Source organism: Saccharothrix australiensis (assembly GCF_003634935.1).
Lineage (GTDB): Bacteria > Actinomycetota > Actinomycetes > Mycobacteriales > Pseudonocardiaceae > Actinosynnema > Actinosynnema australiense.
Genome location: NZ_RBXO01000001.1, coordinates 5,708,418 through 5,734,578 on the forward strand (window position 1 = coordinate 5,708,418; position 26,161 = coordinate 5,734,578).

At 74.1% G+C, this 26,161-nt stretch carries 24 protein-coding genes and 1 riboswitch; of the genes, 12 read left to right on the plus strand and 12 right to left on the minus strand.

Translation table 11 applies throughout. The annotated features are described in order from the left end of the window. Positions 1-24: 24 nt before the first annotated feature. Positions 25-579 carry a sugar O-acetyltransferase gene (locus C8E97_RS24090; RefSeq protein ID WP_121007759.1) on the minus strand — a complete coding sequence of 185 codons (555 nt, stop codon included), beginning with the start codon at positions 577-579 and terminating at the stop codon, positions 25-27. Between the two features lie 148 nt (positions 580-727). On the opposite strand from C8E97_RS24090, the gene C8E97_RS24095 reads away from it, so the two are divergent. Both C8E97_RS24095 and C8E97_RS24100 read left to right on the plus strand, forming a co-directional pair. After that, positions 728-1,813: an S-(hydroxymethyl)mycothiol dehydrogenase gene (locus tag C8E97_RS24095; protein ID WP_121007760.1), complete on the plus strand. Its 1,086-nt coding sequence runs from the start codon at positions 728-730 to the stop codon at positions 1,811-1,813. Further along, on the plus strand, positions 1,813-2,421 hold the full coding sequence (locus C8E97_RS24100) for an MBL fold metallo-hydrolase (protein WP_211347123.1): 609 nt from the start codon (positions 1,813-1,815) through the stop codon (positions 2,419-2,421). Before C8E97_RS24095 ends, C8E97_RS24100 begins: the two co-directional genes overlap by 1 nt. A 330-nt stretch (positions 2,422-2,751) precedes the next feature. Here the strand turns inward: C8E97_RS24100 and C8E97_RS24105 are convergent, their stop codons facing one another. After that, positions 2,752-3,918, minus strand: a complete 1,167-nt coding sequence (locus tag C8E97_RS24105; RefSeq protein WP_246019118.1) for a DUF418 domain-containing protein — start codon at positions 3,916-3,918, stop codon at positions 2,752-2,754. A 295-nt stretch (positions 3,919-4,213) separates the two neighbouring features. On the opposite strand from C8E97_RS24105, the gene C8E97_RS24110 reads away from it, so the two are divergent. The 5 genes from C8E97_RS24110 to C8E97_RS24130 all read left to right on the plus strand — a co-directional run bounded on the left by C8E97_RS24110 (position 4,214) and on the right by C8E97_RS24130 (position 9,647). Continuing rightward, positions 4,214-4,954 (plus strand): hypothetical protein, encoded by a 741-nt coding sequence (locus tag C8E97_RS24110; protein WP_246019119.1) that lies wholly within the window; start codon positions 4,214-4,216, stop codon positions 4,952-4,954. Positions 4,955-5,175: 221 nt separating this feature from the next. After that, positions 5,176-5,706, plus strand: coding sequence for an STAS domain-containing protein (locus C8E97_RS24115; RefSeq protein ID WP_121007761.1), 531 nt, complete (start codon positions 5,176-5,178; stop codon positions 5,704-5,706). Then, positions 5,703-6,920, plus strand: coding sequence for a hypothetical protein (locus C8E97_RS24120; protein WP_121007762.1), 1,218 nt, complete (start codon positions 5,703-5,705; stop codon positions 6,918-6,920). The genes C8E97_RS24115 and C8E97_RS24120 overlap by 4 nt, the downstream gene beginning before the upstream one ends. Then, on the plus strand, positions 6,917-7,510 hold the full coding sequence (locus tag C8E97_RS24125; RefSeq protein ID WP_121007763.1) for a hemerythrin domain-containing protein: 594 nt from the start codon (positions 6,917-6,919) through the stop codon (positions 7,508-7,510). Before C8E97_RS24120 ends, C8E97_RS24125 begins: the two co-directional genes overlap by 4 nt. 457 nt (positions 7,511-7,967) lie before the next feature. Continuing rightward, positions 7,968-9,647: a PHP domain-containing protein gene (locus C8E97_RS24130; protein ID WP_121007764.1), complete on the plus strand. Its 1,680-nt coding sequence runs from the start codon at positions 7,968-7,970 to the stop codon at positions 9,645-9,647. A gap of 140 nt (positions 9,648-9,787) precedes the next feature. Here the strand turns inward: C8E97_RS24130 and C8E97_RS24135 are convergent, their stop codons facing one another. The 4 genes from C8E97_RS24135 to C8E97_RS24150 all read right to left on the minus strand — a co-directional run bounded on the left by C8E97_RS24135 (position 9,788) and on the right by C8E97_RS24150 (position 14,852). Further along, entirely contained in the window at positions 9,788-11,389 is a 1,602-nt protein-coding gene (locus C8E97_RS24135; protein WP_121007765.1) for a hypothetical protein, read from the minus strand. 125 nt (positions 11,390-11,514) lie between these two features. Then, the gene (chrA, locus tag C8E97_RS24140; protein WP_121007766.1) at positions 11,515-12,642 is read right to left on the minus strand and encodes a chromate efflux transporter; all 1,128 of its coding nucleotides are present in this window, start codon (positions 12,640-12,642) and stop codon (positions 11,515-11,517) included. A 180-nt stretch (positions 12,643-12,822) separates the two neighbouring features. Next, positions 12,823-14,391, minus strand: coding sequence for an MDR family MFS transporter (locus tag C8E97_RS24145; protein WP_121007767.1), 1,569 nt, complete (start codon positions 14,389-14,391; stop codon positions 12,823-12,825). Beyond that, positions 14,388-14,852, minus strand: coding sequence for a MarR family winged helix-turn-helix transcriptional regulator (locus C8E97_RS24150; protein ID WP_211347124.1), 465 nt, complete (start codon positions 14,850-14,852; stop codon positions 14,388-14,390). The genes C8E97_RS24145 and C8E97_RS24150 overlap by 4 nt, the downstream gene beginning before the upstream one ends. 99 nt (positions 14,853-14,951) lie before the next feature. Here C8E97_RS24150 and C8E97_RS24155 point away from each other — a divergent pair, with 99 nt between their 5' ends. Continuing rightward, positions 14,952-15,503: a TetR/AcrR family transcriptional regulator gene (locus tag C8E97_RS24155; protein WP_211347125.1), complete on the plus strand. Its 552-nt coding sequence runs from the start codon at positions 14,952-14,954 to the stop codon at positions 15,501-15,503. 168 nt (positions 15,504-15,671) lie between these two features. Further along, positions 15,672-16,889, plus strand: a complete 1,218-nt coding sequence (locus tag C8E97_RS24160; RefSeq protein WP_121007769.1) for a cytochrome P450 — start codon at positions 15,672-15,674, stop codon at positions 16,887-16,889. Here C8E97_RS24160 and C8E97_RS24165 read toward each other — a convergent pair. The 3 genes from C8E97_RS24165 to C8E97_RS24175 form a co-directional block, all read right to left on the minus strand. Further along, positions 16,850-17,476: a TetR/AcrR family transcriptional regulator gene (locus C8E97_RS24165; RefSeq protein ID WP_121007770.1), complete on the minus strand. Its 627-nt coding sequence runs from the start codon at positions 17,474-17,476 to the stop codon at positions 16,850-16,852. The genes C8E97_RS24160 and C8E97_RS24165 overlap by 40 nt on opposite strands. Before the next feature lie 535 nt (positions 17,477-18,011). Next, positions 18,012-19,556 (minus strand): MDR family MFS transporter, encoded by a 1,545-nt coding sequence (locus C8E97_RS24170; protein WP_121007771.1) that lies wholly within the window; start codon positions 19,554-19,556, stop codon positions 18,012-18,014. 28 nt (positions 19,557-19,584) lie between these two features. After that, positions 19,585-20,202, minus strand: a complete 618-nt coding sequence (locus tag C8E97_RS24175) for a TetR/AcrR family transcriptional regulator (RefSeq protein WP_121007772.1) — start codon at positions 20,200-20,202, stop codon at positions 19,585-19,587. Positions 20,203-20,329: 127 nt separating this feature from the next. Here C8E97_RS24175 and C8E97_RS24180 point away from each other — a divergent pair, with 127 nt between their 5' ends. Further along, the gene (locus C8E97_RS24180; protein ID WP_121007773.1) at positions 20,330-21,130 is read left to right on the plus strand and encodes a class I SAM-dependent methyltransferase; all 801 of its coding nucleotides are present in this window, start codon (positions 20,330-20,332) and stop codon (positions 21,128-21,130) included. A 3-nt stretch (positions 21,131-21,133) separates the two neighbouring features. On the opposite strand, the gene C8E97_RS24185 is transcribed toward C8E97_RS24180, so the two are convergent. Both C8E97_RS24185 and C8E97_RS24190 read right to left on the minus strand, forming a co-directional pair. Continuing rightward, positions 21,134-22,057, minus strand: a complete 924-nt coding sequence (locus C8E97_RS24185; protein ID WP_121007774.1) for an ankyrin repeat domain-containing protein — start codon at positions 22,055-22,057, stop codon at positions 21,134-21,136. 138 nt (positions 22,058-22,195) lie between these two features. Further along, entirely contained in the window at positions 22,196-23,452 is a 1,257-nt protein-coding gene (locus tag C8E97_RS24190; RefSeq protein ID WP_121007775.1) for a serine hydroxymethyltransferase, read from the minus strand. A gap of 16 nt (positions 23,453-23,468) precedes the next feature. Next, positions 23,469-23,555: riboswitch (ZMP/ZTP riboswitch) on the minus strand. Between the two features lie 305 nt (positions 23,556-23,860). On the opposite strand from C8E97_RS24190, the gene C8E97_RS24195 reads away from it, so the two are divergent. Together C8E97_RS24195 and C8E97_RS24200 are read left to right on the plus strand one after the other, a co-directional pair. After that, positions 23,861-24,400, plus strand: coding sequence for a hypothetical protein (locus C8E97_RS24195; protein ID WP_147455215.1), 540 nt, complete (start codon positions 23,861-23,863; stop codon positions 24,398-24,400). Next, complete coding sequence (locus tag C8E97_RS24200; RefSeq protein ID WP_121007777.1) at positions 24,397-25,647, plus strand: vWA domain-containing protein; 1,251 nt, start codon at positions 24,397-24,399, stop codon at positions 25,645-25,647. Before C8E97_RS24195 ends, C8E97_RS24200 begins: the two co-directional genes overlap by 4 nt. 33 nt (positions 25,648-25,680) lie before the next feature. Here the strand turns inward: C8E97_RS24200 and C8E97_RS24205 are convergent, their stop codons facing one another. Then, the gene (locus tag C8E97_RS24205) at positions 25,681-26,151 is read right to left on the minus strand and encodes a tetratricopeptide repeat protein (protein WP_121007778.1); all 471 of its coding nucleotides are present in this window, start codon (positions 26,149-26,151) and stop codon (positions 25,681-25,683) included. Between the last annotated feature and the right edge of the window lie 10 nt (positions 26,152-26,161).

Genomic DNA, 26,161 nt, shown 5'->3' on the forward strand with positions numbered 1-26,161 from the left:
CGTCCGCCGCGCGAGCAGCCGCGCTCACAGCCGCCGGATCACCCGCGCCGGGTTGCCCGCCGCGAACACGCGGTCCGGCAGGTCGCGGACGACCACGCTGCCCGCGCCGATCACCGTGTCGCCGCCGACGGTCACGCCGGGGCAGACGATCACCCCACCGCCCAGCCACGCGTTGTCGCCGATCGTGATGGGGGCGGCGCGCTCCCAGCCGGCGCGACGGCGCTCGTGGTCCTCCACCGGGTGCAGGGCGGTCAGCAGCTGCGCCCGTGGCCCGATCCGGACGTCGTCGCCGACGGTGATGGCGGCGTCGTCCAGGAGGATCGCGTCGTGGTTGACGAAGCTGTTCGCGCCCAGCCGGGTCTGGTAGCCGTAGCTGCACTGGAACCGCGGCAGCACGGTCGCGCCCGGTCCGAACCCGCCGAGCAGCCCCGTCAGGATTCCCCGCCGCCCGGCCTCGTCGTCCGCGTCGGTGGCGTTGAAGCGGTCGAGCGCCCGGCGGCACCGCTGCCGATCCTCGACCAAGTCGGGCTCGTCCAGGTACCACTCACCGCGCAGCATCCGGTCCTTCTGCTCCCCCATGCGCGTCGATCATGCCAGGCGGCCCCGGCACGGCGTGCACGTCGAACGACGGGTCACGCGGTGCCGGCGGTCCGCGCGTCCCGTCCGCGCGACCCGTATGGTTCCGGTTGGCCTGTCACCCAGCGCGGATCATCGTGAGGAGTTCCCCGTGGCACAGACGGTTCAGGGCGTCATCGCACGCGCCAAAGGCGCACCGGTCGAGGTTGCGGAGGTGGTCGTGCCCGACCCCGGCCCGCAGGAGGCCGTGGTGCGGGTGCAGGCGTGCGGGGTCTGCCACACCGACCTGCACTACCGGGAGGGCGGCATCAACGACGAGTTCCCGTTCCTGCTGGGCCACGAGGCCGCCGGGGTCGTCGAGGCGGTCGGCGAGGGCGTCACCGACGTCGCGCCCGGCGACTTCGTCATCCTCAACTGGCGCGCCGTGTGCGGCACGTGCCGCGCGTGCCTGCGGGGCCGGCCGTGGTACTGCTTCGACACCCACAACGCCGCCCAGCCGATGACCCTCGCGGACGGCACGCCGCTGACGACCGCGCTCGGGATCGGCGCGTTCGCCGAGAAGACGCTCGTGCACGCCGGCCAGTGCACCAAGGTGGACCCGGACGCCTCGCCCGCGGCGGTGGGCCTCCTCGGCTGCGGTGTCATGGCCGGCCTCGGCGCCGCGATGAACACCGGCGGGGTGGGTCGCGGCGACAGCGTCGCGGTCATCGGCTGCGGCGGTGTCGGCAACGCCGCCATCGCGGGCGCGCGGCTCGCGGGCGCGACCACGATCATCGCCGTCGACATCGACGCCCGGAAGCTCGACCAGGCGGAGCGGATCGGCGCGACGCACCGCGTGGACTCCTCGGCGGAGGACGCGGTGGCCCGCGTGCGCGAGCTGACCGGCGGCTTCGGGGCGGACGTCGTGATCGACGCCGTGGGCCGGCCGGAGACGTGGCAGCAGGCGTTCTACGCGCGCGACCTCGCGGGCACCGTGGTCCTGGTCGGGGTGCCGACGCCGGACATGCGCCTGGAGATGCCGCTGATCGACTTCTTCTCGCGCGGCGGCTCGCTCAAGTCCTCCTGGTACGGCGACTGCCTGCCGTCCCGCGACTTCCCGTACCTGGTCGACCTCTACCGGCAGGGCCGCCTCGACCTGGACGCGTTCGTGACCGAGACCATCGCGCTGGACCAGGTGGAGCAGGCGTTCACGCGGATGCACGACGGCGACGTGCTGCGCTCGGTGGTGGTCTTCTGATGGCGCGGATCGACCGCGGTGTCACGTCGGGCACCTTCTCGCTGGACGGCGAGACCCACCAGGTGGACAACAACGTCTGGGTGATCGGCGACGACACCGAGTGCGTGGTGGTCGACGCTCCGCACGACGTCGACGCGATCCTGCGGGTCGTCGCCGGGCGGAGGGTGCGGGCCGTCCTCGCCACCCACGCCCACGACGACCACGTGCGCGTCGCGCCCGCCCTGGCCCGCGCCACCGGCGCGCCGGTCCTGCTGCACCCCGCCGACCTGGTGCTGTGGCGGATGACCCACCCGGACGTCGAGCCCGACGGCGAACTGGCCGACGGGCAGGCGGTCGAGGTCGCCGGCACCACCCTCCACGTCCTGCACACGCCGGGCCACTCCCCCGGCGCGTGCTGCTTCCACGCCCCGGAGCTGGGTGTCGTCTTCACCGGCGACACCCTGTTCCAGGGCGGTCCGGGCGCGACCGGCCGCTCCTTCTCCAGCCACGACCTGATCGTGGACTCCATCACCGCGAAGCTGCTCGTCCTGCCCGACGACACGATCGTCCACACCGGACACGGTCCCGACACGACGATCGGCGCGGAGGCGCCGGGCCTGCGCGGGTAGCCGCGCACGGCCCGCGTACCACCGAACCGCCGGAACGGCCACCTCGCAGCGGTCCTCGCGAGGTGGCCGCCGCGGTGCGGAGGACGGGACCGCGCACCGGCCGGGCACCGACCGCTCGGCGCGCACCACCCGACCGCGAGCCCCAGCAGGCAACCCGGCGAGCCGCCTGACGAACCACCCAGCGCCCCAGCCGTCAGCCGTCAGCCGTCAGCCGTCAGCCGTCAGCCGTCAGCCGTCAGCCGTCAGCTCAGGATGCCCCGCCGGTACGCGGATGCCCAGGCCCGGTTCCACCGCTGTTCCCGCAGCAGCCCTGCCGCTCGTCCACGGACGTCACCGCGCCATCTTCCCCGACGCGCGCCGGTAGGTCAGCCGGCGCAGCAGCACCTCCGCCGGGCCACGCCTGCCCACGCGCCGCAGCAGGTCGGCCAGCACCACCGAGACCAGCCACGTGCCCAGCGCGAGCACCCCGGTGGTGGCCGTGCCGAGCGTCGCGCCCCACCCCAGGAGGGGCGGCGTCAACAGCACCACGAACACCGCGGACTGGAACAGGTAGCAGCTCAGCGAACGCTGACCGCACGCGGCGAGCGCGCGCACGACGGGGCCGCGCCGCGCACCGACGCGGATCGCGAGCAAGCCCATCAGCGCCGCGTAACCCAGCCCGCCCGCGATGCCGGTCACCGCGTGCAGCGCCGAGACCGCCCACAGCGCGACCGTCGACCCCGGCGTCCAGAACCCGCCGACCGCGAGCCCCGCGGGCAGGCCGCCCGCCGCGGCCGTCGCCAGGCCGCCCACCGCCGTGCGGACCAGCAGGGCGCGGTGCGCGGACGGGTCGGAGAGCACCCCGCGCCGCGCCGCCCACGTGCCGACCAGGGCGGCGCTGACGACGCCGATGAGCCCCAGCGGGCTCGTCAGCCACTCCACCGGGCGCAGGAGCAGCGCCTCGACCGGGTCGGGCGTCTCGAACGACCGCAAGATCGACCGCCCGCGCTCCGACGGCAACGCGTAGGCGGCGCCCTGCACCAGCGCCACGAGGACCAGCCACGCGGCGGCGGCGACGAGCAGCGCGCGGTCCGAGACCCGCGTCAACGCCACCAGCAGGAAACCCAGCACGCCGTACAGGCCGAGCACGTCACCGGGGAACAGCACCACCGCGTGCACGAACCCGAACACGAGCAGCCAACGACTCCGCCGCCGCAGCAAGCGCTTGGCATCGACCTCCGTGCGCCCCGCTTCCCGTTGCCGTTGGTGGACCTGCACGACGCCGTACGCGAACAGCGCGGCGAACATCGGGTACGCACGCGCGTCGACCAGGGACACGTCCAGGACGCTGACGACCCGGTCGAGCAAGTCCTCCTCGACGATGTGCTGCCGCACGCCGTACGGGCGTCCGTAGAGGTAGACCACCGAATTGGCCAAGGCGATCAAGGCGAGCATCAGCCCCCGCGCGAGATCGGGGGCGAGCACCCGTTCCCGCGTGGCGACCGGCCCGGTCCCCACACCAGTCTCGTTGAGCGACACGGGTCCAAGCCTGCCGCCTTACGCGCCGCCGAGGGTCGTCGGATCGACCGAACCCGGACGTCCACCTCCTGGTGCCGGGGGGTCAACCGATCGACCGATGCGCGACCGGTTTCCCGTGCGGGCACGGGGTGTCGGCACGGTCGCGGAGCCGAGCGATCGCCGGCAGCCCGCCCGGACCACCCGGAGCCCGAACGCCCCAGGCCGGCGCCCTCGTGCCGGGTGGTGTGGCGGACGGCGGACGGGGAACCCGCTACAGGACACGGGAGGAGGGCCCATGAGCGCACCGCGGCACCGCGCCCGTCGCCGGGAGACGACCGGTGACCGGCCGCTCCCGGCCTGGCTGACCAAGGCCGTCACCGCCGTGATCGGGTGGGGCGCCGGACGTCGGCGCGCGCGCCTGTTCCACCCGCGCGGCATGGTGTTCGACGCCGTGTTCTCCGTGACCGGCACGCGGGACTGGGGCGTGCCGCTGCTCGACCGGCCGGGCGAGTACCGGGCGCTGGCGCGCTGGTCGAAGGCCGTCCCGACCCCGCGCGGCCTGCCGGACGTGCTCGGCCTGGCCATCCGGGTCGACGACGCCGGCGGTGCCGGCTCGCCGCTGGACCTGGCGCTGGCCACGACCGGCAGCCGGCCGGTGCTCCGCCACCTGCTGGTCCCGCGCCGCGACTTCGCCGTCACGTACACCTCGCTCCTGCCCTACCGCGTCGGCACGCGCCACCGCCTCCTCGCCGCCGTGCCCGCCGACCCGGCGCGGCGCGTGCCGGCCGACCTGACCGACGCCGCCGACGTGGCCGTGCCGGTGGCGTTCCGGATCGCGGTGGCCGCGCCGACCGGGCCGTGGCGGCAGGTCGCGACCCTCACCCTGGTCGCTCCCCGGCCGGACGCCGCGCGCCTCGCGTTCGACGTCACCGGCCACGCGCTGGACGGCTTCCGCCCCTGCGGCCGGCTCAACCGGCTGCGCGGACCGGCCTACCGCGCCTCCCGACGTGCCCGCGGCGCGGCGGACGACGGCTGACCGACCGCAGCGGAGTTCCCCGCGCGCCAACCGGACGAGCTACGCGGCGTCCACCGATGGTGTCGATGCGCCCGCCGGAGTCGCACCCCGCCGGGGCCCGTGCGACCGTGGGATGACCGCCCGCGCGACGGACACGGAATCGGCGGGTACGCAGGCGGACGCCGGGCCGGGTGACCACGCCCCGCCCCCGGCGGCCCCGTCCCACCACGAGGATCGCGATCATGCCGGGAGAGCCGACCACCCGCACCGAGGACGACGAAGGGTTCCCGCCGCGGGCGGACGCCCGACCCGCGGCGGGAACCCTTCGCACGGCACCGCCACCGCACGGCGACGACCGGGGCGGGCGCGCCGGGGGCCGGCCGGGCCGCCACGCCGTCGACACGGTCATCGACGACGCCGAACCCGAGCCGGGTGTGCTCGTGCTGGGTGTCACGGGAGCGGTCCGCGCGCCGCTGGCCGACGTCGCCGAGCGGTGCCTCGGCAAGTCGCCGCGCGTGCTGGTGCTCGACCTCTCGCGGGTCGCGGTGTGCGACGGCCACGGCGTCGCGCAGCTGACCGCGGTCCGCGCACGGGCGCGGTCGACCGGGGTGCCGGTCGAGCTCGTGGTGGCGACCTACGAGGTGGCCAGGGCGCTGCGGTTCAGCGACCCGGACGCGCTGCTGGGCGCGTGGCCGTCGCTGGAGCTGGTGCTGACCGCCGTCCGCGCAGATCCGGTGCGGCCGACCGACGAGGTGAATGGACGATCCCGATGACCTTCAACCCGCTCGAACACCGCGGCATACCGCTGGACCGGCAGGTCCGGAACTGGCGCGAGCTGAACGTGGACCCGATCGACCCCGACCACGCCGACCCCTACACGCGCTGCCGGATCATCACCATGAACGGCATCGAGGTGGAGGCGGTGCTGTTCAGCCACCAGTTCGCGCGCAACTGCCTCGACCTGGAGGTCAAGCGGCAGCTCGCGGAGGTGCGGTACTTGGAGCACCAGCAGCAGAAGGCGGTCAACTGGCTGCTGCCGGGCGTGTCCTCCGCCCTGGAGACCACGATCGCCTACGAGCAGGTCGCCGTGGACCTCACCGCGTGGGTCGCGCGGATGGAACCGGACCCGTACCTCAAGCAGGCGTACCAGTTCGGCGTGCTGGAGGACTTCGACCACCTCTACCGCTACGCCAACCTGTACGAGATGATCCAGCGCCGCAAGGCGGAGCGGATCGTCGACGGCCTCACCGAGGTGATACCCGGCCGGCCGACCAAGTACCACCACCGGCACCCCGCCGACAACGTCCGCGAGCCCTACGACCGCTCCACCGCGGCGCCGATCTCCAAGCTGCACGCCCTGACGATCATGTCGTCCGAGCAGCAGACCATGAACTTCTACATGAACGTCGGCCCCGAGTACATGGAGCCCATCGCACGGCAGCTCTACCAGGAGATCGGGCTCATCGAGGAGGAGCACGTCACGCACTACGAGTCCCTTGTGGACCCCGGCGAGACGTGGTGGGAACGGCTGGTCAACCACGAGTACAACGAGTGCTACCTGTACCACTCGTTCATGCAGACGGAGTCCGACCGCCGGATCAAGGCGATCTGGGAACTCCACCTCAACATGGAGCTGGAGCACCTGCGCGTCGCGTGCGACCTCATGCGCGCCCACGACGGCCGCGAGCCCGAGGAGGTCGTCGCGCCGGAACTACCCGCGCCGGTCACCTTCGAGCCCAACAAGGGCTACCTGCGCGAGCTGCTCGACACCCAGATCGACCTCACCACCCTGGGCACGGGCTACGTGCAGGAGGCCCACGAGCGGTTCGAGGCCATGCAGAACGCGCTCATGGGCGGCGAGGCCCCGCCCAGCGAGCAGGTCATCGACCTGCACCGCGAGCAGTACGGCACCGACTACCGGCTCTCGACCGAGGGTGAGCACCCCGTGGCCGCACTGCGCCAACCGCAGCACGAGGGGTCGCGATGACCACCTCGACCCGACCGGACGCGCCCGACCGCGAAGCCGACGTGGTGGAACTGCTGATCGGCCAGCACATGCAGATCCGCGACCTGTTCGCCGAGGTCCAGGCGGCGAGCGGCGCGCGACGCGACGACGCCTTCGCACGCCTCGTCCGGCTGCTCGCCGTCCACGAGACCGCCGAGGAGATGGTCGTGCACCCCGCGGCGCGCAGGGGCATCGACGGTGGCGACGCCATCGTGGCGGACCGCCTCGCCGAGGAGAACGAGGCCAAGGAGCAGCTCGCCCACCTGGAATCGCTCGGCACCGAGGACCCGGAGTTCGCCGCCGGCCTGGAACGCCTGCGCGACGCCGTGCTCCGGCACGCGCACCACGAGGAGACCTACGAGTTCCGCTACCTGCGGGAGTACTACGACGCCGACCGGCTGCACAGCATGGCCGCGATGGTCCGGGCGGCGGAGCGGACGGCGCCCACCCACCCGCACCCCGGCACCGAGTCCGCCACCGCGAACATCGTGACGGGGCCGGTGGTCTCGCTGTTCGACCGCGTCAAGGACGCGATGCGGTCCGGGCTGTCCCACGACGACGAGCGGGAGTAGCGGTCCGGTCGAGGCGCGACTTCCCGTGTGGCACGGGGTGATCCGCGCCCGGAGGCGGGCGCGGAGTCGGGACTGGGACCTCGACGTTCGTGGCGTCCCGCCCTGTCCGGCGGTACTGACGGCCCGGCCGCGTGGCCGGGCCGTCGGCTCGCCCTGGTCGCGCGGTTCGGCGGCGGGGGCGAGGGGAGGAAAGCCTTCCGCTGTCGACGATCCGGCGCGCTCCACGGCAGAGCGGGCCGGATCGGTCCCCCGACGGGTCATCATCCTCGGCGACGTGGACTAGAACCGTCAATCGCTTTTCCGACAGGGGATGGGAGCCCGGTGCGCGTCGAGCCGGCCGCGACGTCGGACGTCCGGCGGGTGCGAGTGTTCACCTGGAGTTCGCGTTGCCACCCCACCGGTGTTCGGCGTCGAGTCACGATACTGCTGCGCGGGCGTCGGCGGATCGGGGTTCTCCATGTCGCACGGGCACGAGCATCACCACCACCACGAGCCGGTCGAGGGCAGTTGGCGGGACACCGAAGACGATCGACCGCTGTCGGTCGCACGGCGGCGCTTCCTGGCGGGGCTGGGCATCGCCGCCGCGGGCTCGGCCGCGTTCACCGCCCCCGCCCACGCCCACGACCACCCGCCGGCACGCCCGTCGAACCCGTGGAGCGGCGGTCGGGACCGCTGGTACGCGGGCGATCACCACATCCACACCCAGTACTCCTCCGACGCCCAGTACGAGGTCGCCACGCAGGTCGCGAACGCCCGCGCGCACGGCCTCGACTGGCTCGTGATCACCGACCACGGCGGGGTGGCGCACGAGAAGTACTCGGTGGACCAGGTGGCCCCGGACATCGAACGGGCACGCGCGCGGCACCGCGACGTGGTCGTGTACCAGGGTCTGGAGTGGAACATCCCCGGCGCGGAGCACGCGACCGTCTTCCTACCGCCGGGGAAGTCCACAGTGGACATCCTGAAGGCGTTCGAGGCCGCCTACGACGGCGGCATCCTCGCCGCGCCCGCCTCCAGGGGCGGCAAGGGGCTGATCGCCAGGGCGACCTCCGCCGACGGCGAGCCGTACGCGCTGGCCGCGTTGCGCTACCTGGAGGCCCAGGTGCTCGCCGGACGCACGGAGATCGCGCTGATGTTCGCCAACCACCCCGCGCGCCGCGGCCTGGACAGCCCGCACGAGCTGCGCGGCTGGCGGGACGCCGCACCGGGCGTCGCGGTGGGCATGGAGGGCGCGCCCGGTCACCAGGCGGCGGGCATCCCGGTCGCCCTCGGCGGCCTTGGCTCGGCGCGCGGCTACTACGAGGCCGAGCCCAACGAGGACAGCTTCCCCGGCTACCGGCCGACCGGGTCGGAGAACCCGTACCGCACGTACGGCGGGTTCGACTGGATGACCGCGAAGGTCGGCGGCGTGTGGGACTCCCTGCTCGCCGAAGGGCGGCCGTGGTGGGTCACCGCGACCTCCGACAGCCACCAGGTGCACGGCGACACGTTCATCCCCGGCACGCAGGACCACGCCACGACGGGCAGCCGGGGCGCGCCGATCGACACCGGCGCGCCGCGGGCGTACGGCGACTTCTGGCCGGGCCACTACAGCGCGACGCTGGTCGCCGCGGCGTCGAAGTCGCCGGTGGACGTCATGCGCGGCCTGCGGGCGGGCCGGGTCGTCGCGGTGCACGGCGGGCTGGTCGACGGGCTGGACGTGCGGGTCCGCTCGGCGGAGGACCGCCGGGGCGTGACCGTCGGCGGCCGGACGTTCGTGCGGCGCGGCGGTGACGTCGAGGTGGTGGTCGACGTCCGGCTCGCGCGGCGGCCGAACGGTCGGGGCGGCCTGCCCCGGCCGGCGAAGGTCGACCTGATCGCCGGTCCGGTCACCGGTCCGGCGGCCGACCGGGACGCCTTCACCGCGCCGGGCACCGGCGTGGTCGAGACCTTCGAGGTGGGCCGTGCCGCGCGCGGCGCGGTGCGGTTCACCCACGTGTTCCGCGCCGTCGAGCGCTCCTTCTACCTCCGGCTGCGCGCCGGTGACGGCAACCGGCTCGCCCCGGACGGCGGCCCGGTGGTGGACGTGGCGGGCGACGCGGACCCGTGGTCGGACCTGTGGTGCTACGCCAACCCGGTGTTCGTCGACGTCGTGTGACGCCGGCGGCCTGCGCTGTGCCCGCGCCATCAGCCGGGCACAGCACGGGCCGGGCGAGGGCGGGGCGTGGCGGCGCGGAGTGCGGGCCGGGCGACGGCAGGGCGGGGCGCGGGCAGAGGCGGGGCGCGGGGCGTCACCCGTCACCCGAGCAGGCAGGCCGTCAGGCAGACCAGCGCGAGCACCGACAGGCCACGCCACAACCGGTAGCCGTAGCCGGTGAGGCACCGCATCAACAGGCTCCACGCCGTCACCACCGGACCCGCCCAGCCGACCGCGCGGGCGCGCTCCGCGTAGCGCAGGCGCTGCTTCTCCACCAGCACGGCGTCCGCCGCCACCTCCTGGCCGCCGGACCGCAGCACGGCGGCCAGCCGGTCGTAGGCGTCGGGCGTGAACCGGCGGCACGCGCCGCGCAGCAGCGCCAGCCGGCGGCGCACCGCCGAGACGTCCTCCGGACGCGGCTCCAGCCCCAGGTAGGCGAAACCGGCCAGCTCGACACCGCCGGCCGCGTGCCACAGGAACCTGTTGTCCCGCAACGAAGAACACCGCGCGAACCGGAGGTCGACCCGGCCCGCGGGCGCGTCCTCCACGGTCAGCCGCAGCTCGCCGGCGACGAGCCGCGCCGCGTCCAGCGCCACCACCCGGCCGGCGAGGTGCGCGCCCCGCAGGTCCACCCGTCCCCGCACGGCCGCGCCGGACAGCACGACGGCGCCCTCGGCGGCGAGGTCGGCCAGCAGCAGTCCGTCGCCGAGCCGCGCGTCCCGCAGGTCCAGCGCCACGCCGCCGTCGTCGTGCAGGGCCGCGCCCGACAGGTCGACGCGCCCGCCGGCGTCCAGCCCGACCAGCCGCACGCCGCCGTCGGCGCGGCACTGCGCCAGGTCGACGTCGCCCACGACGCGGACGCGCGCACCCGAGAGGCCGCGCAGCTCCGCCCGACCCGCGCGCAGGTCGCCGCCGACCCGCGCGTCCGCCAGCCGCACGCCGGACCTGATGAGCGCGAACGCCAGGTGCACGTCCCCGGCGACGCGGACGCGGTCGAGCGCGACCGGGTCCTCCTCGACCTCCGCCGCGCCGAGCACCAGCGAACCGCCGACGGCCGCGCCGACCAGGGCCAGCGACCGCAGCCGCGCCTCGGTCAGGTCCACGTCGCCGGTGAGCCGGGCACGGTCGGCGAGCAGGTCGGCGAGCCTCGCCTGGCGCAGCGACACCCCGCCGCCGACCCGCGCGTCGACCAGCACCACGGCCCCGGTCGCGGTGACGCCGATGCGCACGTCGTCCTCGCCGAGCACACCGCCGCCGACCCGCATCCCGCGCCCGTCCAGGGCGACGCCGTCCGCGCCGTCGAGCACCGCGCCGGCCAGGTGCAGGTCGCCGCCGACGCTGAGCCGGTGCGCCCGCAGGGTGGCGATCCGGCTGTCGCGCAGGGACACCTCGCCGCCGACGACGGCGTCACCCAGCTCCACCGCGCCGTGCACGGACGAGCCGGTCAGCACCAGGTCGCCCCGGCACCGCAGCCGGCGGGCGTCGAGGCCGGGCAGCTCGCAGTCCTCGAACTCCAGGCTGCGCACGGCGGCCTCGCGCAGCACCGGCGGGCGGTCGAACCGGCAGCGCGTGAACCGCAGGGCGCGCGGCGGCGCGTCGGGCAGCTCGAACACCCCGGTGACGTGGGCGTCGACCACCTCGACGGCCGTGCCCGCCCGCCCACCGCCCACCAGCTCGGCGGCGGGCAGTTCCCCGGTGGTCATCGCCCTCCCCCAATCGCCCCGTGCCGGCGGCTCGGGGTGTGGGCGATGCTAATGGTGCATAGTGCCCATTTCCTCCGCTCCACTGCGGGTCACCGGAGCGGGTGGGCGCCGAGCGCGCGGACCGGTCAGAGCAGCGCGACCAGGGCGCCCACCGCGCCCGCCGCGAGCAGCGCGCCGACCACGCCCCGCCGCAGCGCCAGCAGCCACAGCACGGCGGCGGCGAGCACGGCGAACTGCCACCCCTCGTGCAGCGACGCGGCCAGCGGGAGCGTGGAACCCGCGATCGCGCCGATCGCCGCCGCGCCCGCGCCGGTGAGGAACGCCTGGGCCGTCCCGTTGTGCCGCAGCCGCTCCAGCCGGGGACCGGTGAGCACGACGAGCACGAACGACGGCGCGAACGCGACCACGGCCGCCAGCAGCCCGCCGACCAGGCCCGCGGCGGCGTACCCGACGACGGCCACGGTGTGCACGACCGGTCCGGGCGTGACCTGGCCGAGCGCCACGGCGTTGAGGAACTGGCCGTCGGTCATCCACCCGTACGTGTGCACCGCGTCCTGCCGCATCAGCGGGATGATGACGAACCCGCCGCCGTAGGACAGCGCGCCGACCTTGGCCGCCACCCACGCGACGGCGAGCAGACCACCGCTCGCGGCGGGCAGCGCCAGCACCACCGGCCACGACGCACGCCTGCCCGGTGGTGCGCCGACGGCGACCTCCACGACGCCCGCGGCGATCAGCACGAGCACCAGCCACGGCCCGGTGACGGCCGCCGCGACACCGCCCGCGACCAGGTACGCCACCCACCGGACGCGCGGCGCCGTGCCCGCGCCGGCGCGTCGGCGGCTCGCCGGCAGCAGGCCCCACGCGGCGTGCAGCGCGACGGCGGGCACGGCGGCGCCCGCGCCCGCCGCCGCGCCGAGCACCCAGGCCGGCGGGTCGGTCGCCAGGAACAGCGCGGCCAGCGCCAGGATCAGCACCAGGCCGGGCACGATGAAGCAGAACCCGCCGACCAGCGCGCCGGCCGTGCCGCGCAACCGCCACGCGCACAGGATCGCCAGCTGGGTCGACGCGGGGCCGGGCAGCAGGTTGGTGGCCGCGACGCCCTCCTCGAACTCGGCCTCGCCCAGCCACTTCCGCCGCGTCACGCACAGGTCGCGCAGCAGTGAGATGTGCGCGGGCGGACCGCCGAACCCGATGCAGCCGATGCGGCCCCACTCGCGGGCGATCGTCGCGAGGCCCACCCCGTCCGTCACGGCGCGCTCGCGGTGGCCGTCGGGCGCTCGACGCGTCCGGTGAGCCGCGCCAGGCCGTCCTCGAACGCCTCGACCACCTCGGAAGTTCCCATCGGGGGGAATCCTCGCCGAGGTGTCCACCCCGGTCAACGACGACCACCGTGCGGCCACCCGGAGTTCACCGGGTGGCCGCACCGGGCCTCACCCGCCGGTCCTGACCTCTTCCTTCGGCTGGGCCAGGTCCAGGCTGGAGCGCAGCGTGATCGGCTTGAGCAGCAGCGCCGCGACCACGCCCACCACGCCGATGCACGCCGACAGCAGGAAGATGTGCCCGGTCGAGTCGCCGTACGCGGCGCGCACGACGTGCTGCACGCCCTCGGGCAGCGCGGCGACGTTCAGGCTGCCGCCACCCCCGCCCGTGCTCGGGTAGCCCGCCGCGGCGAGGCCCGAGGTGATGCGGTCCCGCACGTCTCGGGCCAGCACCGCGCCCAGCACCGAGACCCCGATGGTGCCGCCGAGCGACCGGAAGAACGCGATGGTCGCGCTCGCCGACCCGATGTCCCGCAGCGGCACGGTGTTCTGCACCGCCAGCACGAGGTTCTGCATGCTCATCCCGACGCCGACGCCGACCAGCAGCATCGCGCCGCCGACGAACACCAGCGACGTCGCGTGGTCGATCACGGCCAGCGCCGCGAACCCGACGACGAGCGTGCTCGCGCCGGCCACGATGTAGGGCTTGACCCGCCCGGTGCGGGTGATCAGCCGCCCGCTGACGATCGACGCGCCCAGCACGCCCGCCATCATCGGGATGGTCAGCAGCCCGGCCTCGGTGGGCGTGTAGCCCCGCCCGATCTGGAAGTACTGGCCCAGGAACACCGCGCCGCCGAACATCGCCATGCCGACCGCGAGGCTCGCCAGGATCGCCAGCGCGGTCGTGCGGCGCTTGACGATCTCCAGCGGCACCACCGGTTCCGCCGCCCGCGACTCCACGAGCACGGCCAGCCCCAGCAGCGCCAGCGAACCGCCGACCATCGCGCCGCTCTGCCACGACACCCACGCGAACGAGTCGTCCACGAACGAGATCCAGATCAGCAGCACGGACACGCCGGCGGCGATCAGCGTCGCGCCCAGGTAGTCGATCCGCACGTCGGGCCGCCGCTCGGCGCGCACCTTCAGGGTCGCCTGGAGCACGAACAGCGCCACCAGCGCGACCGGCACGCCGATGAAGAAGCACCACCGCCAGCCCAGCCAGGAGGTGTCCACGATCAGCCCGCCGAGCAGCGGCCCGCCGACCGTCGCCACCGCCATCACCGCGCCCAGGTACCCGTTGTACCGGCCGCGCTCGCGGGGCGGGATCATGGCCGCGATCACGACCTGCACCAGCGCCTGGAGCCCGCCGACGCCGATGCCCTGGAACGCGCGGGCCGCGATGAGCTGGCCGGCGGTCTGCGCGAACCCGCTGACGACCGAGCCCAGCGCGAAGACCACGATGGCCACCTGGACCATCGTCTTCTTGTCGAACAGGTCCGCGAGCTTGCCCCAGATCGGCGTGGACGCGGTGGCGGTGAGCAGGGTCGCCGTGACGACCCAGGTGTACTGGGTCTGCGAGCCGTCGAGCGCGCCGATGATCTGCGGCAGCGCGGTGGACACCACGGTGCTGCTGAGCATGGCGACGAACAGCACGAGCAGCAGGCCGCTGAGCGCTTCCAGGATCTGCCGGTGGCTCATCGGCGCGGCGCCGGCGGGGCCGGCGACCGGTTCGGCACTCATCGAGCGGCCTCCAAGGTGGAGCACAGGGCTCCTTCGACATCGGTGGTGAAGCGGCCGAGCGCCGAGGTCAGCGCCTCGACCTCGCCCGGCGTCCAGTGCGCGAGCGCCCGGCCGAGCAGGTCGGCGTGCCAGGCACGCGCCTCGGCCAGCACGGCGTGCCCGGCGTCGGTGACGGCGAGCACGCTGGCCCGGCCGTCGGCCGGGTCGGCCCGTCGCTCGACCAGGCCGTGCGCGACCAGGGCGGCCACCGACCGGCTGACGGTGGACGGGTCGAGCCCGGTGCGCCGCGCCAGTTCCTTGGCGTGGCACCCGGCGGTGCGGTCGATCAGCGTGAGCGTCCCGACCAGGCCGGTCGGGACGGGTGGGTACCGGTCGGTGTGCCGGTGGCGCACCATCCGCACGACCTTCAGCAGCTCGCGCATCCGCTCGACCAGTTCCGCGTGGTTCGGGTTGGCGTCCACGGCGACCCCTCCCAAGAAAGCTTGCTTACTACAAGCATCTATCAAAGTTGCTCGTTGCGCAAGTTTGCCCAATGGGAAATCACGTAGGCTGGCGTGACGATGGACACGGGACTGCGCGCGCGCAAGAAGTCGGCCACGAGCCTCGCCCTGCACGAGGCCGCCCTGCGCCTGGCCCTGGAGCACGGACCCGACCGCGTCACCGTCGAGTCGATCGCGGACGCCGCGGGCGTCTCCCGGCGCACCTTCTCCAACCACTTCGCGAACAAGGAGGAGGCGCTCTTCCACGGCGACCTGCTGCGCCTGCGCCGCCTGCTCGCCCTGGTCCGCGCCCGCCCGGCGGACGAGCCGCCGGGCACCGCCCTGGCCCGTGCCGCGACCGACCTGTTCGCCGAGGGCGACCCGCCGGACCCGGTCCGGGCGGCCCAGCGGCGGCTGCTGCGCGGCCACCCCGCGCTGCTCGCCCACCAGGTCGCCGCCTACGCCGCGGTCGAACGCGAACTGGCGGCCGAGGTGCGCACGCGCGGCGCGACCGAACTGCGGTCCCGAGTGCTCGCCGCGACGTTCCTCGCCACGCTCCGCGCCGCGACCCAGCACTGGCTGGAGCACCCCGACCGACCGCTCGCCGAGTGGGTCTCCGACGCGCTCTCCTAAAAAACCTGCACGTTGTGCAAATTTTGGTACCTTGGATACGACACCACGTGGAGCAGCGACTCCATCACTTGGAGTCGGGAAAAGGACACGCTGATGACCAGTGCCACCGTCTCCGAGAACCGCGAGGGCCACGGGGACCGCGAAGATGCCGGGCCAGGCGAAGCGCGGATGACGTTACGCCTGCCGAAGGAGTACACCGCGCGGAAACCCGGCCTGCCGTTCGACCCGGCCGCGGGGCAGGCCGAACTGGGCGCGCAGGGCCCGGTCCACCGGATCGAGCTGGCCGACGGCGAGCCCGCGTGGCTGATCACCGGTCACGCGGAGGCGCGCGCGGTGCTCGCCGACCCCCGGATGAGCTCCGACCGGTTCCGGAGCGAGCGCGCGATGAGCAAGCTGCCGCCGAAGCTGCGCAAGATGCTGACCGAGCAGGACGTGCGCGCGGGCAACTTCCTCACGATGGACCCGCCCGAGCACACCCGGTACCGCAAGCTGCTCACCGGCCAGTTCACCGTGCGGCGGATGCGGCAGCTCGAACCGCGCATCCACGAGATCGTCACCGACCACCTGGACCGGATGATCGCGGCCGGGACCAAGGCCGACCTGGTGCAGGCGTTCGCGCTGCCGGTGCCGTCCCTGGTGATCTGCGAGCTGCTCGGCGTCGAGTACGACGACCGCGACGAGTTCCAGGAGCGCTCGGCGACGCTGCTGCGGCTCGACACGCCGACCGACGACCTGGTGCGGGCGTCCGAGGAGCTGCGGGCGTTCATGCTCGACCTGGTGCGGGCCAAGCGCGCCAAGCCGACCGACGACCTGCTGTCCGGCCTGATCGAGGCGGCGCCCGACCTGACCGACGCCGAACTCGTCGGCATCTCCACGCTGCTGCTCATCGCCGGCCACGAGACCACCGCCAACATGCTCGCGCTCGGCACGTTCGCGCTGCTCGAACACCCGGCGGAGCTGGCCAAGCTACAGGCGGACCCGGCGCTGATCGACAGCGCCGTCGAGGAGCTGCTGCGGTACCTGTCGATCGTGCACATCGGTCCGGTGCGCACCACGCTGGAGGAGGTCGAGATCGCCGGCGTGACCATCCCGTTCGACTCGACGGTGCTCGTCTCCGTGCCGATGGCCAACCGCGACCCGCGCAACTTCGACGCGCCCGGCGTGCTCGACGTGGCCCGGCCGCGCCCCTCGCACCTGGCGTTCGGGCACGGCGTCCACCAGTGCCTCGGCCAGCAGCTCGCGCGCGTCGAGATGACGGTCGGCTTCGCCGAGCTGCTGCGCCGCCTGCCCGGCCTCCGCCTCGACCTGCCGCCGTCCGAGGTGCCGCTGCGCAGCGACATGCTCGTCTACGGCGTGCACCGCCTGCCGGTGGCCTGGGACGCCTGACGGGCGAACCCGGCGTCCAGTTGGTCGACCGCGGTCTCGACCAGGTCGGCCAACGGACGCCCGTCCCCCGCGTCCAGCCACCACGCCACCACGACCCGCAACGCGGTCATGACGGTGGCGGCGAGCAGGTTCGGGAACAGGTCGGAGCCGGGCTCCACCCCCATCCGCTCGGCGACCGCGCCCGCCAGGGCGCGCTCCTGGGCGTGGAACGCGGCCATCTGGTGCGGCAGCAGCGAGGGCGCGCGGCGCAGCGCCCGCAACTGCTCCGCCTGCGCCCGGTCGACGCAGTCCGCGACGATCTCCACCAGCGCCCGGCGCAGGGCCTCCAGCACCGGTTCGGCGGGCGGCCTGCCGGCGAACGCGCGGACGAGGGCCTCGGCCGTCGCCGCGTCGCCCGCGACGATGGCCTCCTCCTTGGAGGAGAAGTAGTTGAAGAACGTCCGCAGCGACACGCCCGCGTCCCGCGCCACCTGCTCGACCGTGACGGCCTCGACACCGTGCTCGACGCACAGGCGGAGCGCGGCATCGGCCAAGGCCGTGCGGGTTGCTTGCTTCTTGCGCTCACGCAGGCCGGCAGGGCGGTTCATGCAAGGGATTATGGGGGGTGAACGGACGCTGCCGCGTGGAGCGGAAGCGGGATCAGGGCGGGAGCAGGGCGGGAGAGGGAGCGCTGAGAGGGCGAGGGAGTGAGGGGAAGAGAGGGAAGAACGCAGCGGGAGCGGTGAGACAGGGGTAGAGCTGTGTTGGATTTGCCGCTCCTCCGTCGCGGCGGCTCGGCCGCCCTGTGGTCGGGCCATCGCGCCTGATTTCCCGCTGTGTTGGATGGCCGCTGCTTCGCAGACGGCGGGCTCGGCCGCCCTGTAGTCGGGCCATCGCGCCTGATTTCCCGTCGATCGAAAAGCGTGATCGACGGGAAATGAGGCGCGACAGCCCGACGGCGGCCTCGCGTGGCGTGTGCGGTGGCGAGGGGTGAAGGACCTACCCGGTCCGGTCTGGCGAGGCCGCGTCGGCTTGTCGCGGTGCCTTTCCCTCCGATCACGCTTCTCGATCGGAGGGAAACGCGCCGCGACGAGCCGACTGCCAGGCGGCCTCGCCCGCCTCGACGGAGTCGAGGCAATCCACTCAGTGGGCGGCTTCGGCGGCCAGGCGTTCGTCGCCGCTCATGGTCTTGAGCGGCTTCTCCTTGATGAAGAGCACCGCCAGCAGGGCCAGTACCGCGATCGGCGCGCCGATCAGGAACAGCTCGGCCGTCGCCGTCGCGTAGATCTCCTGCACGACGCCGCGCACCTCCGCGGGCAGCTGCGACAGGTCGGGCACCGAGCCCGAGTCGCCGCCCGGCAGCGGGCCGAACTTCTCCGTCATCAGCCCGGTCACCCGGTTGGCCAGGACCGCGCCCAGCACGCTCACGCCGATCGCGCCGCCGAGCGACCGGAAGAACGTCAGCGTCGACGTGGTCGTGCCCAGGTCCTTCGCCGGCACGTCGTTCTGCGCCACCAGCACCAGGTTCTGCATCAGCATCCCGACGCCGACGCCCAGCACCGCCATGTGCACCGACACCACGAACACGCTGGTGCCCGCGTCGATGGTGCCCAGCAGCAGCATCCCGCCGACCATCACCGCGGCGCCCGCGATCAGGAACACCTTCCAGCGACCCCACTTGGTGATGAGCTGGCCGGCCACCGTGGACGACACGAGCAGGCCGAGGATCAGCGGCAGGCTCATCAGGCCCGCCTGCGTCGGCGTCTTGCCCAGCCCGATCTGGAAGTACTGGGACAGGAACACCGTGCCGCCGAACATCGCGATGCCGACCAGCGCGCTCGCCAGCGTGGTGAGCGTGACGGTGCGGTTGGCGAAGATCGTCAGCGGCACGATCGGGTCCGCCGCGCGCGACTCCACCCAGACCGCCAGCGCCAGCAGCACCAGGCCGCCGACCACCATCAGCGCGGTCCAGCCGGACAGCCACTCGAACTGGTTGCCCGCCAGCGTCGTCCACACCAGCAGCGTCGACACACCGGCCACGATCAGCGCCGCGCCCAGGTAGTCGATCTTGACCTCGTTGCGCACCACCGGCAGCCGCAGCGTGCGCTGGAGCAGCAGGATCGCGGCGAGCGTGAACGGCACGCCGATGAAGAAGCACCAGCGCCAGCCCAGCCACGACGTGTCCACGATGACGCCGCCGATCAGCGGCCCGGCGACCGTGCCGACGCCGAACACCGCGCCGAACAGGCCGGCGTACTTGCCCATGTCGCGCGGCGGGATCATGGCCGCCATCACGATGGTGGCCAGCGCGGTCATGCCGCCCGCGCCCAGGCCCTGCACGATGCGGCTGGCGATGAGGACCTCGACGTTGGGCGAGAACCCGGCGATCAGCGAGCCGACGACGAACATGCCCAGCGAAAGCTGGATGAGCAGCTTCCGGCTGTAGAGGTCGGCGAGCTTGCCCCACAGCGGCACGGTCGCCGTCATGGCCAGCAGCTCGGTCGTGACCACCCACGTGTACACCGACTGGGACCCCTGGAGGTCGGCGATGATCCGCGGCAGGGCGTTGGACACGATGGTGGAGGCCAGGATGGCCATGAACATGCCGAGCATCAGCCCGGACATGGCTTGCACGACGTCCCGGCGCGCGGTGCCACCCGCGGTCGGTTCGGTCGTTTCGACGGACATCGGTTTTCCCCCGGTTGAGTGGTGGTGGTTACGAGCTGGGCGGCGTCGCCAGACCTGCCGACAGCAGGTCGAACGACTCCGCGAGCAGGGATTCGAACGGGCGCTCGGCGTCCTGTTCCGATCCGGCCCACCTGGCGAACGCCACGCGGGACGCGGAGCCCGCCGCGGCGGCGAGCAGCATCGGGTACAGGTCGGTCGCGGGCAGCCCCACGCGGTCGGCGATGCCGGCGACCACGTGCCGCTCGACCACCTCGCCGCCCGCGAAGAGGCGGGCGAGCAGCACGGGGTGCTGCTGCACCACGCGCATCCGCAGCAGCCACAGGTCGCGGTCGTCGGCGAGTTCCTCCGCGACCTCCGCGAGCACCGCGGCCTTCACGGCGTCGCACGGGCCGACTTCGGCGGGCTGGGCGACGATCCGGTCCCGGACGCGCGGACCGACCTCCCGCTCGCCCGGCCCGACGAGGGCCTCCTCCTTGCTGCCGAAGTAGTTGAAGAACGTCCGCGGCGACACACCCACTGTGGTGCTGATGTCCTCCACGGTGACGTTGTCCAGTCCCCGTTCGGCGGCGAGCGTCAACGCGGCCCGGCAGAGCGCGATGCGCGTCTGCTTCTTCTTGCGGTCACGAAGAGTCGTCCCCCCATTCACTCGATCAGGTTACTCGCCAAAGTGCAGTCACTGCAAGTTTGCAGTCGTCTGCAAAATTGTGATCCGGCTCTCCACCGCGTCGTAAATCGGGTGCACCGGCCGGGCGACCCTCACTACGGTCGGCCGCGTGACCGACGTGGACTGGCTGCGCCTCAACCGCGAGAACTGGGACGACCGCACCAGCGTCCACGCCGCCAGCGAGTACTACGACCTGCCCGGCTTCCGCGCCGGCCGGTCGACGCTGCGCGCGTTCGAGGTGGCCGAGGTCGGCGACGTGACCGGGAAGAGCCTGCTGCACCTCCAGTGCCACATGGGCCAGGACACCCTGTCGTGGGCCCGGCTCGGCGCGCGGGTGACCGGCCTGGACTTCTCCCCCGAGGCCGTGGGCACCGCACGCGCGCTGGCCGACGAGACCGGCCTGGACGCGCGGTTCGTGGTTTCGGACGTCTACGAGGCGCGGGCGGCGCTGGGCCGGGAGCGGTTCGACGTCGTCTACACCGGGTTCGGCGCGCTGGTGTGGCTGCCGGACGTGTGGCGCTGGGCCGAGGTCGTGGCGTCCCTCCTGGCCGACGGCGGCTTCCTGTACCTGGCGGAGTTCCACCCGTTCACCGATGTGGTCGACGAGGACGGGCGGACGCTCGCCCACGACTACTTCCACGGCGACGGCGAGGTCTACGACTACCCGCTCACCTACACCGACGGGCCGCCGCTGACCAGGACCCGCTCCGTGCAGTGGCAGCACCCGCTCGGCGACGTCGTGACGGCGCTGGTGCGGGCGGGGCTGCGCATCGACTTCCTGCACGAGCACGACGTGACCCTGTTCCAGGTCTTCGCCACCCTGCGGCGCGCGGAGGACGGCACCTACCGCTACCCCGACGGCCACCCGCGCCTGCCGCTGACCTACACGCTGCGGGCGACCAGGGCGTAGCGGTCACCGCAGCAGCGCGTCGATACCCGGATCGCCGGTCGGCGGGGTGTGGCAGGTGGGCGCGCCCGCCCCGACCAGGAGGGCCACCGTGCCGACGTAGTCGCCGTCGTCGGTCCGGTTGTGCCGCGAACCCCAGATCGCGCAGTCCAGCGGCGTCGGGCCGTGCTCGTCGAACGCCGTGTCCGCGAGGTCCGCGCCCCGCGCCACGAGCAGGCGCGCGGTGTCGAGGCGGCCGTTCAGCGCGGCCTGGTCGAGCGGGGTGAAGCCGCTCCACCCGCGCGTGTCGACGGCCATCCCGCCGTCCAGCAGGGCCGCCACCACCCCGGTCCGCCCGAGGCCGGCGAACTGGCCGAGCAGCCAGCCGCCGTCGTCGCCGTCGGGCGTTCCCCGGACCGACGGCGTCGCGCGCGGCAGCGCGGCCGACTCGCCGCGCGCCACGGCGAGCACCGCCGCGTCCACGGCGTCGAGTTCGGCGACCGCGCCGCGGGACGCCAGCAGCTCGTACGCCGCGAGGTGCCCGCAGCGCGCGGCCAGGGCGAGCGGGCGACGCCCGACGTCCCACCGGTCCCACGGCCGGTTCACGTCCGCGCCCGCGTCGAGCAGCATGGTCAGGACGCGCAGTCCGCGCCCGCGCCCGATCGCGTGGTGCAGGCAGTGGTGGGCGTTCACGTCCACACCCCGGTCGAGGAACCACCGCAGCCCGGCCGCGTCCTCGAAGTCCAGCTTGTGGTTGACCGCCCGCTCGAAACCGGGCGCGTACAGGGCGTCCAGGAACGCCGGGTCGCCCTGCTCGCACGCGTGGTAGAAGGCATCCTCGTCGGGCGCGACGCCCTCCGCCAGCAGACGCCGGACCTCCGCCAGGTCACCGTCCTCCACCGCCGCCAGCAACGCCGACACGCGCAGCACCTCCGCAGGGTCGGCTCCCATTCTAGCCCGCACTGGAGCGTCCACTGTGGACGGTGCAGGCGAGCGGCGCCGACACCGGCACGGCCGACGGGCGACGCGGCCCGCACCGGCGCGGGCCACCGCCGGTGGCGGCGGGCGCGCCGCCGCCACCGGGTGGCGCTACGCCCAACCCGGCATCGGGTAGGCGGCCATCAGTTCCGCCGCCTCCGCCGCGATGCGGTCCAGCAGCGCCTCGTCGCCGGCCGCCTGCACGGCCGCGTCGATCCACGCCGCCAGTTGCGGCATCTGGTCGGGGCCGAGGCCGCGGGTGGTGATGGCCGCCGTGCCCAGTCGCAGGCCGGACGGGTCGAACGGCTTGCGCGGGTCGTACGGCACGGTGTTGTAGTTGGCCTCGATGCCGGCCCGGTCCAGCGCCTTGGCCGCCGGCTTGCCGCCGATGCCCTTGCCGGTCAGGTCGACCAGGATCAGGTGGTTGTCGGTGCCGCCGGACACCAGGTCGAACCCGCGGTGCGCCAGGGCCGCCGCCAGCGCGCGGGCGTTCGCCACGACGTCGTGCGCGTAGGTGCGGAAACCCTCCGTGGACGCCTCGCCCAGCGCCACCGCGATGGCCGCCGTGGTGTGGTTGTGCGGCCCGCCCTGCAATCCGGGGAAGACGGCCTTGTCGACGGCCTTGGCGTGCGCGGCGTCGGCGAGGATCATCGCGCCGCGCGGGCCGCGCAGTGTCTTGTGCGTCGTGGTGGTGATCACCGGGGCGTGCCCGACCGGCGAGGGGTGCGCGCCGCCCGCGACGAGCCCCGCGATGTGCGCGATGTCGGCCACCAGCACCGCGTCCACCTCCCGCGCGATGGCGGCGAACGCCGGGAAGTCGATCGTGCGCGGGATCGCCGTGCCGCCGCAGAAGATGACCTTCGGGCGCTCGCGCAGGGCCAGGTCGCGCACCTCGTCGAGGTCGACGCGGCCGGTGTCCCGGCGCACGCCGTACTGCGCGCTGCGGAACCACTTGCCGGTCGCGGACACGTTCCAGCCGTGCGTCAGGTGCCCGCCCATCGGCAGCGCCATCCCCATCACGGTGTCGCCGGGCTCCAGGAACGCCAGGTAGACGGCCAGGTTCGCGGGCGAGCCCGAGTAGGGCTGCACGTTGGCGTGGTCGACGGCGAACAGGCGCTTCGCGCGGTCCGCGGCCAGCGTCTCGACCGGGTCGACCACCTGCTGACCCTCGTAGTAGCGGCGGCCCGCGTAGCCCTCGGAGTACTTGTTGGTCAGCACGGTGCCGGTGGCCTCCAGCACGGCCCGCGACACGTAGTTCTCCGACGCGATGAGCCGGATCTTCTCGAACTGGCGACGGGCCTCGGCCTCGACCAGCCGCGCGACCTCGGGGTCGGCGGCGGACAGCGCGGGAACCGGCGGTTGGTGCACGACAGCCTCCAGGGCGCCGTGGCACCCAGGCGCGCGGTGCAAGCCGGCTCGTCGCTCCCCGGTGGTCGTTCCCACCCTCGTCACGCCAGTCGCGAACGGCTCCACTGTAGGCCACGGGCGGGCGCGGGGGCAGACCACCGTGATGCGTCGCACGACCTCGGCCGGCGCAGTGGGAATGAAATTGTTTCGGATATTCCCCGCGCACCAGTGCGAATCGCGGGATACCTGAATAACCCATATGGATGACAATGTGCGATCTCCGACACGAATCACCGCGCGCCGACGACCATGCAGTCGACCGGGTCGACTCCGGTGAACGGGAGCGGGAATCGGATGGATTTGCTGACCGCCATCGCACTGGGTGCGGCAGGCGGAGCTCTGGTCGAGACCATCACGGTGTTCGCACTGGTGGACGCATGGCAAGAGGCCCGGCGCAGGCAGCGGCTGCGCCGGGCCGGCCCGCCGTCCTTCGGCGGGTTCGTCGACCTGCCGGCGCGGGCGGCGGCGGGCATCACCCGGATCATCCTCGGCGCGATAGCCGGAGCGGTGTTCCACGACCAGCTCGCCGGGATCGCGGCGGCCATCGCCGTCGGCGCGTCCGCGCCGGCGGTGCTCCAACAATTCGCGTCGTTCCAATCGGCGCGGCAGGCGATCGAGCACGACGGCGGGCCCGCACCCGCCGGGCAGCGGACCGACGGACCCGCGCGCCACGGGAGCACGCGCGACGGGAACTCCCACGACGAGCACGTGCCGGACGAGATCGCGCTGAACGGGGCAGCGCACCACGACCGAACCGCACACGACGACGGATCGACGACGAACGACACCGGACCGGACGAGGCCGCGCCGGTCGGCACCGCGCCGGTCGGGCCCGCGCCGGTCCGGACCGCGACCACCAGGAGGGGCGCGCGGCGCGCCCTCGCCGACGGACCGGAGGCGGCCCGGTGACCCGCAACGCCACGTTCGCCGCCCGCTACTGGGCCGCGCTGACCGGGGGCCACCCCCCCGGTCGGCGCGGGGCCGGCGGCGAACCGACCTTCGGCCGCCGGTACCTGGCGGCGTTGAGCGCCCCGCCCCCGATCGCACCGCGCGTCGGGGCGAGGGCGAACCTGTGGCGGCTCGGCTCGCTGACCACCGCGGTGGTCAGCGGGCTGACCGCCCTCTTCTCGCTGGGCGCGCACGTCGTGCCCCTCACGGCCACGTCGGGCGCGGGCACGCACCTGGAGCCCGTCCCGGCGGCCCTCGTCGCGCCCGCCGAGGTCGTCGTGCTGGTCGACCAGCCGGCCGGACCGGAGGCGCTGGCCCGCGAGCGGGAGGCGACCGCGCTGATCGCGGCGGCCGAGGTGTCCCCGTTGTCGTCGGTCACCGTGCTCGGCTACGACGGCGGGCCGGCCGTCGAGGTGGTGTGCGGCCGGACGGTGCTCGCCGGGGAGGTCGAGCGCGAGCGGCTCGCCGAGTGCGCCCGGACGATCCCCGCGCGGCAGTCGGCAGGCGACGGGCACGCCCCGGCGCTGGCGCGGGCGGTGGCCGAGTTCGAGCCCACGCCGGCGGCGCACGGGACGCGGCTGGTCTTCCTGTTGACCGGCGCGACGCCCGACCGCGGGGGCGGTCGCACCCCCGCTCCGGGGAACGCGGCGTCGGACCTCGGACGGGCGCTGGCGTCCGCGCGGGAGAAGGGGGTCCGGGTCGAGCCGATCGGGTTCGGCGGGGCCGACCGGCGGGTGCTCGACGGGTACGCCGCCGGCGCGTCGCCGTGCCCCGCCGGCGGTGCGCCGCCACGGGCGACGGTCGTGGCCGACTCGAAGGAGCTGCCCGGCGTCGTGCTGTCCGTGCTCGCCGCCCGGTGCGCGACCGGGGCGCACCCGGTGCGGAACGTCCGGCTGACGGGCCGGGACGAGGTGGTGGTGCCCGTGCACGTCCCGGCCGGCGCGAGTTCGGTGGCGATCACCGTGGCGAAGGGCGACGGCCGGGTGGCGGCGGCGTACTCCGACCCGACGGGCGTGCAGGTCCCGCGATCGGCGCGGACGACCGGCCGGCCCGCCGCCGACGGCCGGGCAGGCGGTGCGCCCGACGCGGTCGAGGTGCTCCGCGTGGCGGCCCCCCGGCCGGGGCCCTGGCACGTCCACCTGACCGCTCCGGACGACGCGGGCGACTGGACCGCGCGGGTGGGCGCGACGTGGGCGGCGGGAACCTGACGACGAACCGCGCCCAGCCGCCGCCGGTCGCCGTCAGCCGAGCAGTTCCCGCGCGTAGTCCCTCAGGGAGCGCTGGTAGCGCGGCAGGTGCGGGGCCAGCGCGCCCAGGGCCAGCGACACCGCCTCCCGCTCCCGCCCCACGTCGACCAGCGCGAGCGCCAGGAACGCCCGCACCGCGTCGTCGAGGTCGTCCGACCCGGCGTCGCGCTCGGCGGTCAGCAGGTCCACCGCGACCTCCGGCTGACCGAGGTTGCGCAGGGAGCTCGCCAGCTGGATCACGGCGCGGCGGCGGTGTTCGCCGGTCAGGCCCAGGTCCAGCGCCTCCCGGTACAGCGGGACGGCCCGGTCCGGGTGCCCGGTCGAGTCGAACGCCCCCGCCAGCTCGAAGGCGGCGACCGCGGGCGGCGCACCCTCGACCGCCGACTCCACCAGGGCGGGGAAATCTTCTTCGGGCACCTCGTCGAACCGTGCCCACACCTCGGTGACCCGCTGCTCCCACTCCATGCGGCCAGCA

Bases quoted from the DNA above. Each gene is read 5' to 3' on its own strand.
- C8E97_RS24090 (WP_121007759.1), bottom strand. From the start codon at position 579: ATGGGGGAGCAGAAGGACCGGATGCTGCGCGGTGAGTGGTACCTGGAC.
- C8E97_RS24100 (WP_211347123.1), top strand. From the start codon at position 1,813: ATGGCGCGGATCGACCGCGGTGTCACGTCGGGCACCTTCTCGCTGGAC.
- C8E97_RS24110 (WP_246019119.1), top strand. From the start codon at position 4,214: ATGAGCGCACCGCGGCACCGCGCCCGTCGCCGGGAGACGACCGGTGAC.
- C8E97_RS24115 (WP_121007761.1), top strand. From the start codon at position 5,176: ATGCCGGGAGAGCCGACCACCCGCACCGAGGACGACGAAGGGTTCCCG.
- C8E97_RS24120 (WP_121007762.1), top strand. From the start codon at position 5,703: ATGACCTTCAACCCGCTCGAACACCGCGGCATACCGCTGGACCGGCAG.
- C8E97_RS24125 (WP_121007763.1), top strand. From the start codon at position 6,917: ATGACCACCTCGACCCGACCGGACGCGCCCGACCGCGAAGCCGACGTG.
- C8E97_RS24130 (WP_121007764.1), top strand. From the start codon at position 7,968: ATGTCGCACGGGCACGAGCATCACCACCACCACGAGCCGGTCGAGGGC.
- C8E97_RS24135 (WP_121007765.1), bottom strand. From the start codon at position 11,389: ATGACCACCGGGGAACTGCCCGCCGCCGAGCTGGTGGGCGGTGGGCGG.
- C8E97_RS24145 (WP_121007767.1), bottom strand. From the start codon at position 14,391: ATGAGTGCCGAACCGGTCGCCGGCCCCGCCGGCGCCGCGCCGATGAGC.
- C8E97_RS24155 (WP_211347125.1), top strand. From the start codon at position 14,952: ATGGACACGGGACTGCGCGCGCGCAAGAAGTCGGCCACGAGCCTCGCC.
- C8E97_RS24160 (WP_121007769.1), top strand. From the start codon at position 15,672: ATGACGTTACGCCTGCCGAAGGAGTACACCGCGCGGAAACCCGGCCTG.
- C8E97_RS24165 (WP_121007770.1), bottom strand. From the start codon at position 17,476: ATGAACCGCCCTGCCGGCCTGCGTGAGCGCAAGAAGCAAGCAACCCGC.
- C8E97_RS24170 (WP_121007771.1), bottom strand. From the start codon at position 19,556: ATGTCCGTCGAAACGACCGAACCGACCGCGGGTGGCACCGCGCGCCGG.
- C8E97_RS24185 (WP_121007774.1), bottom strand. From the start codon at position 22,057: ATGGGAGCCGACCCTGCGGAGGTGCTGCGCGTGTCGGCGTTGCTGGCG.
- C8E97_RS24205 (WP_121007778.1), bottom strand. From the start codon at position 26,151: ATGGAGTGGGAGCAGCGGGTCACCGAGGTGTGGGCACGGTTCGACGAG.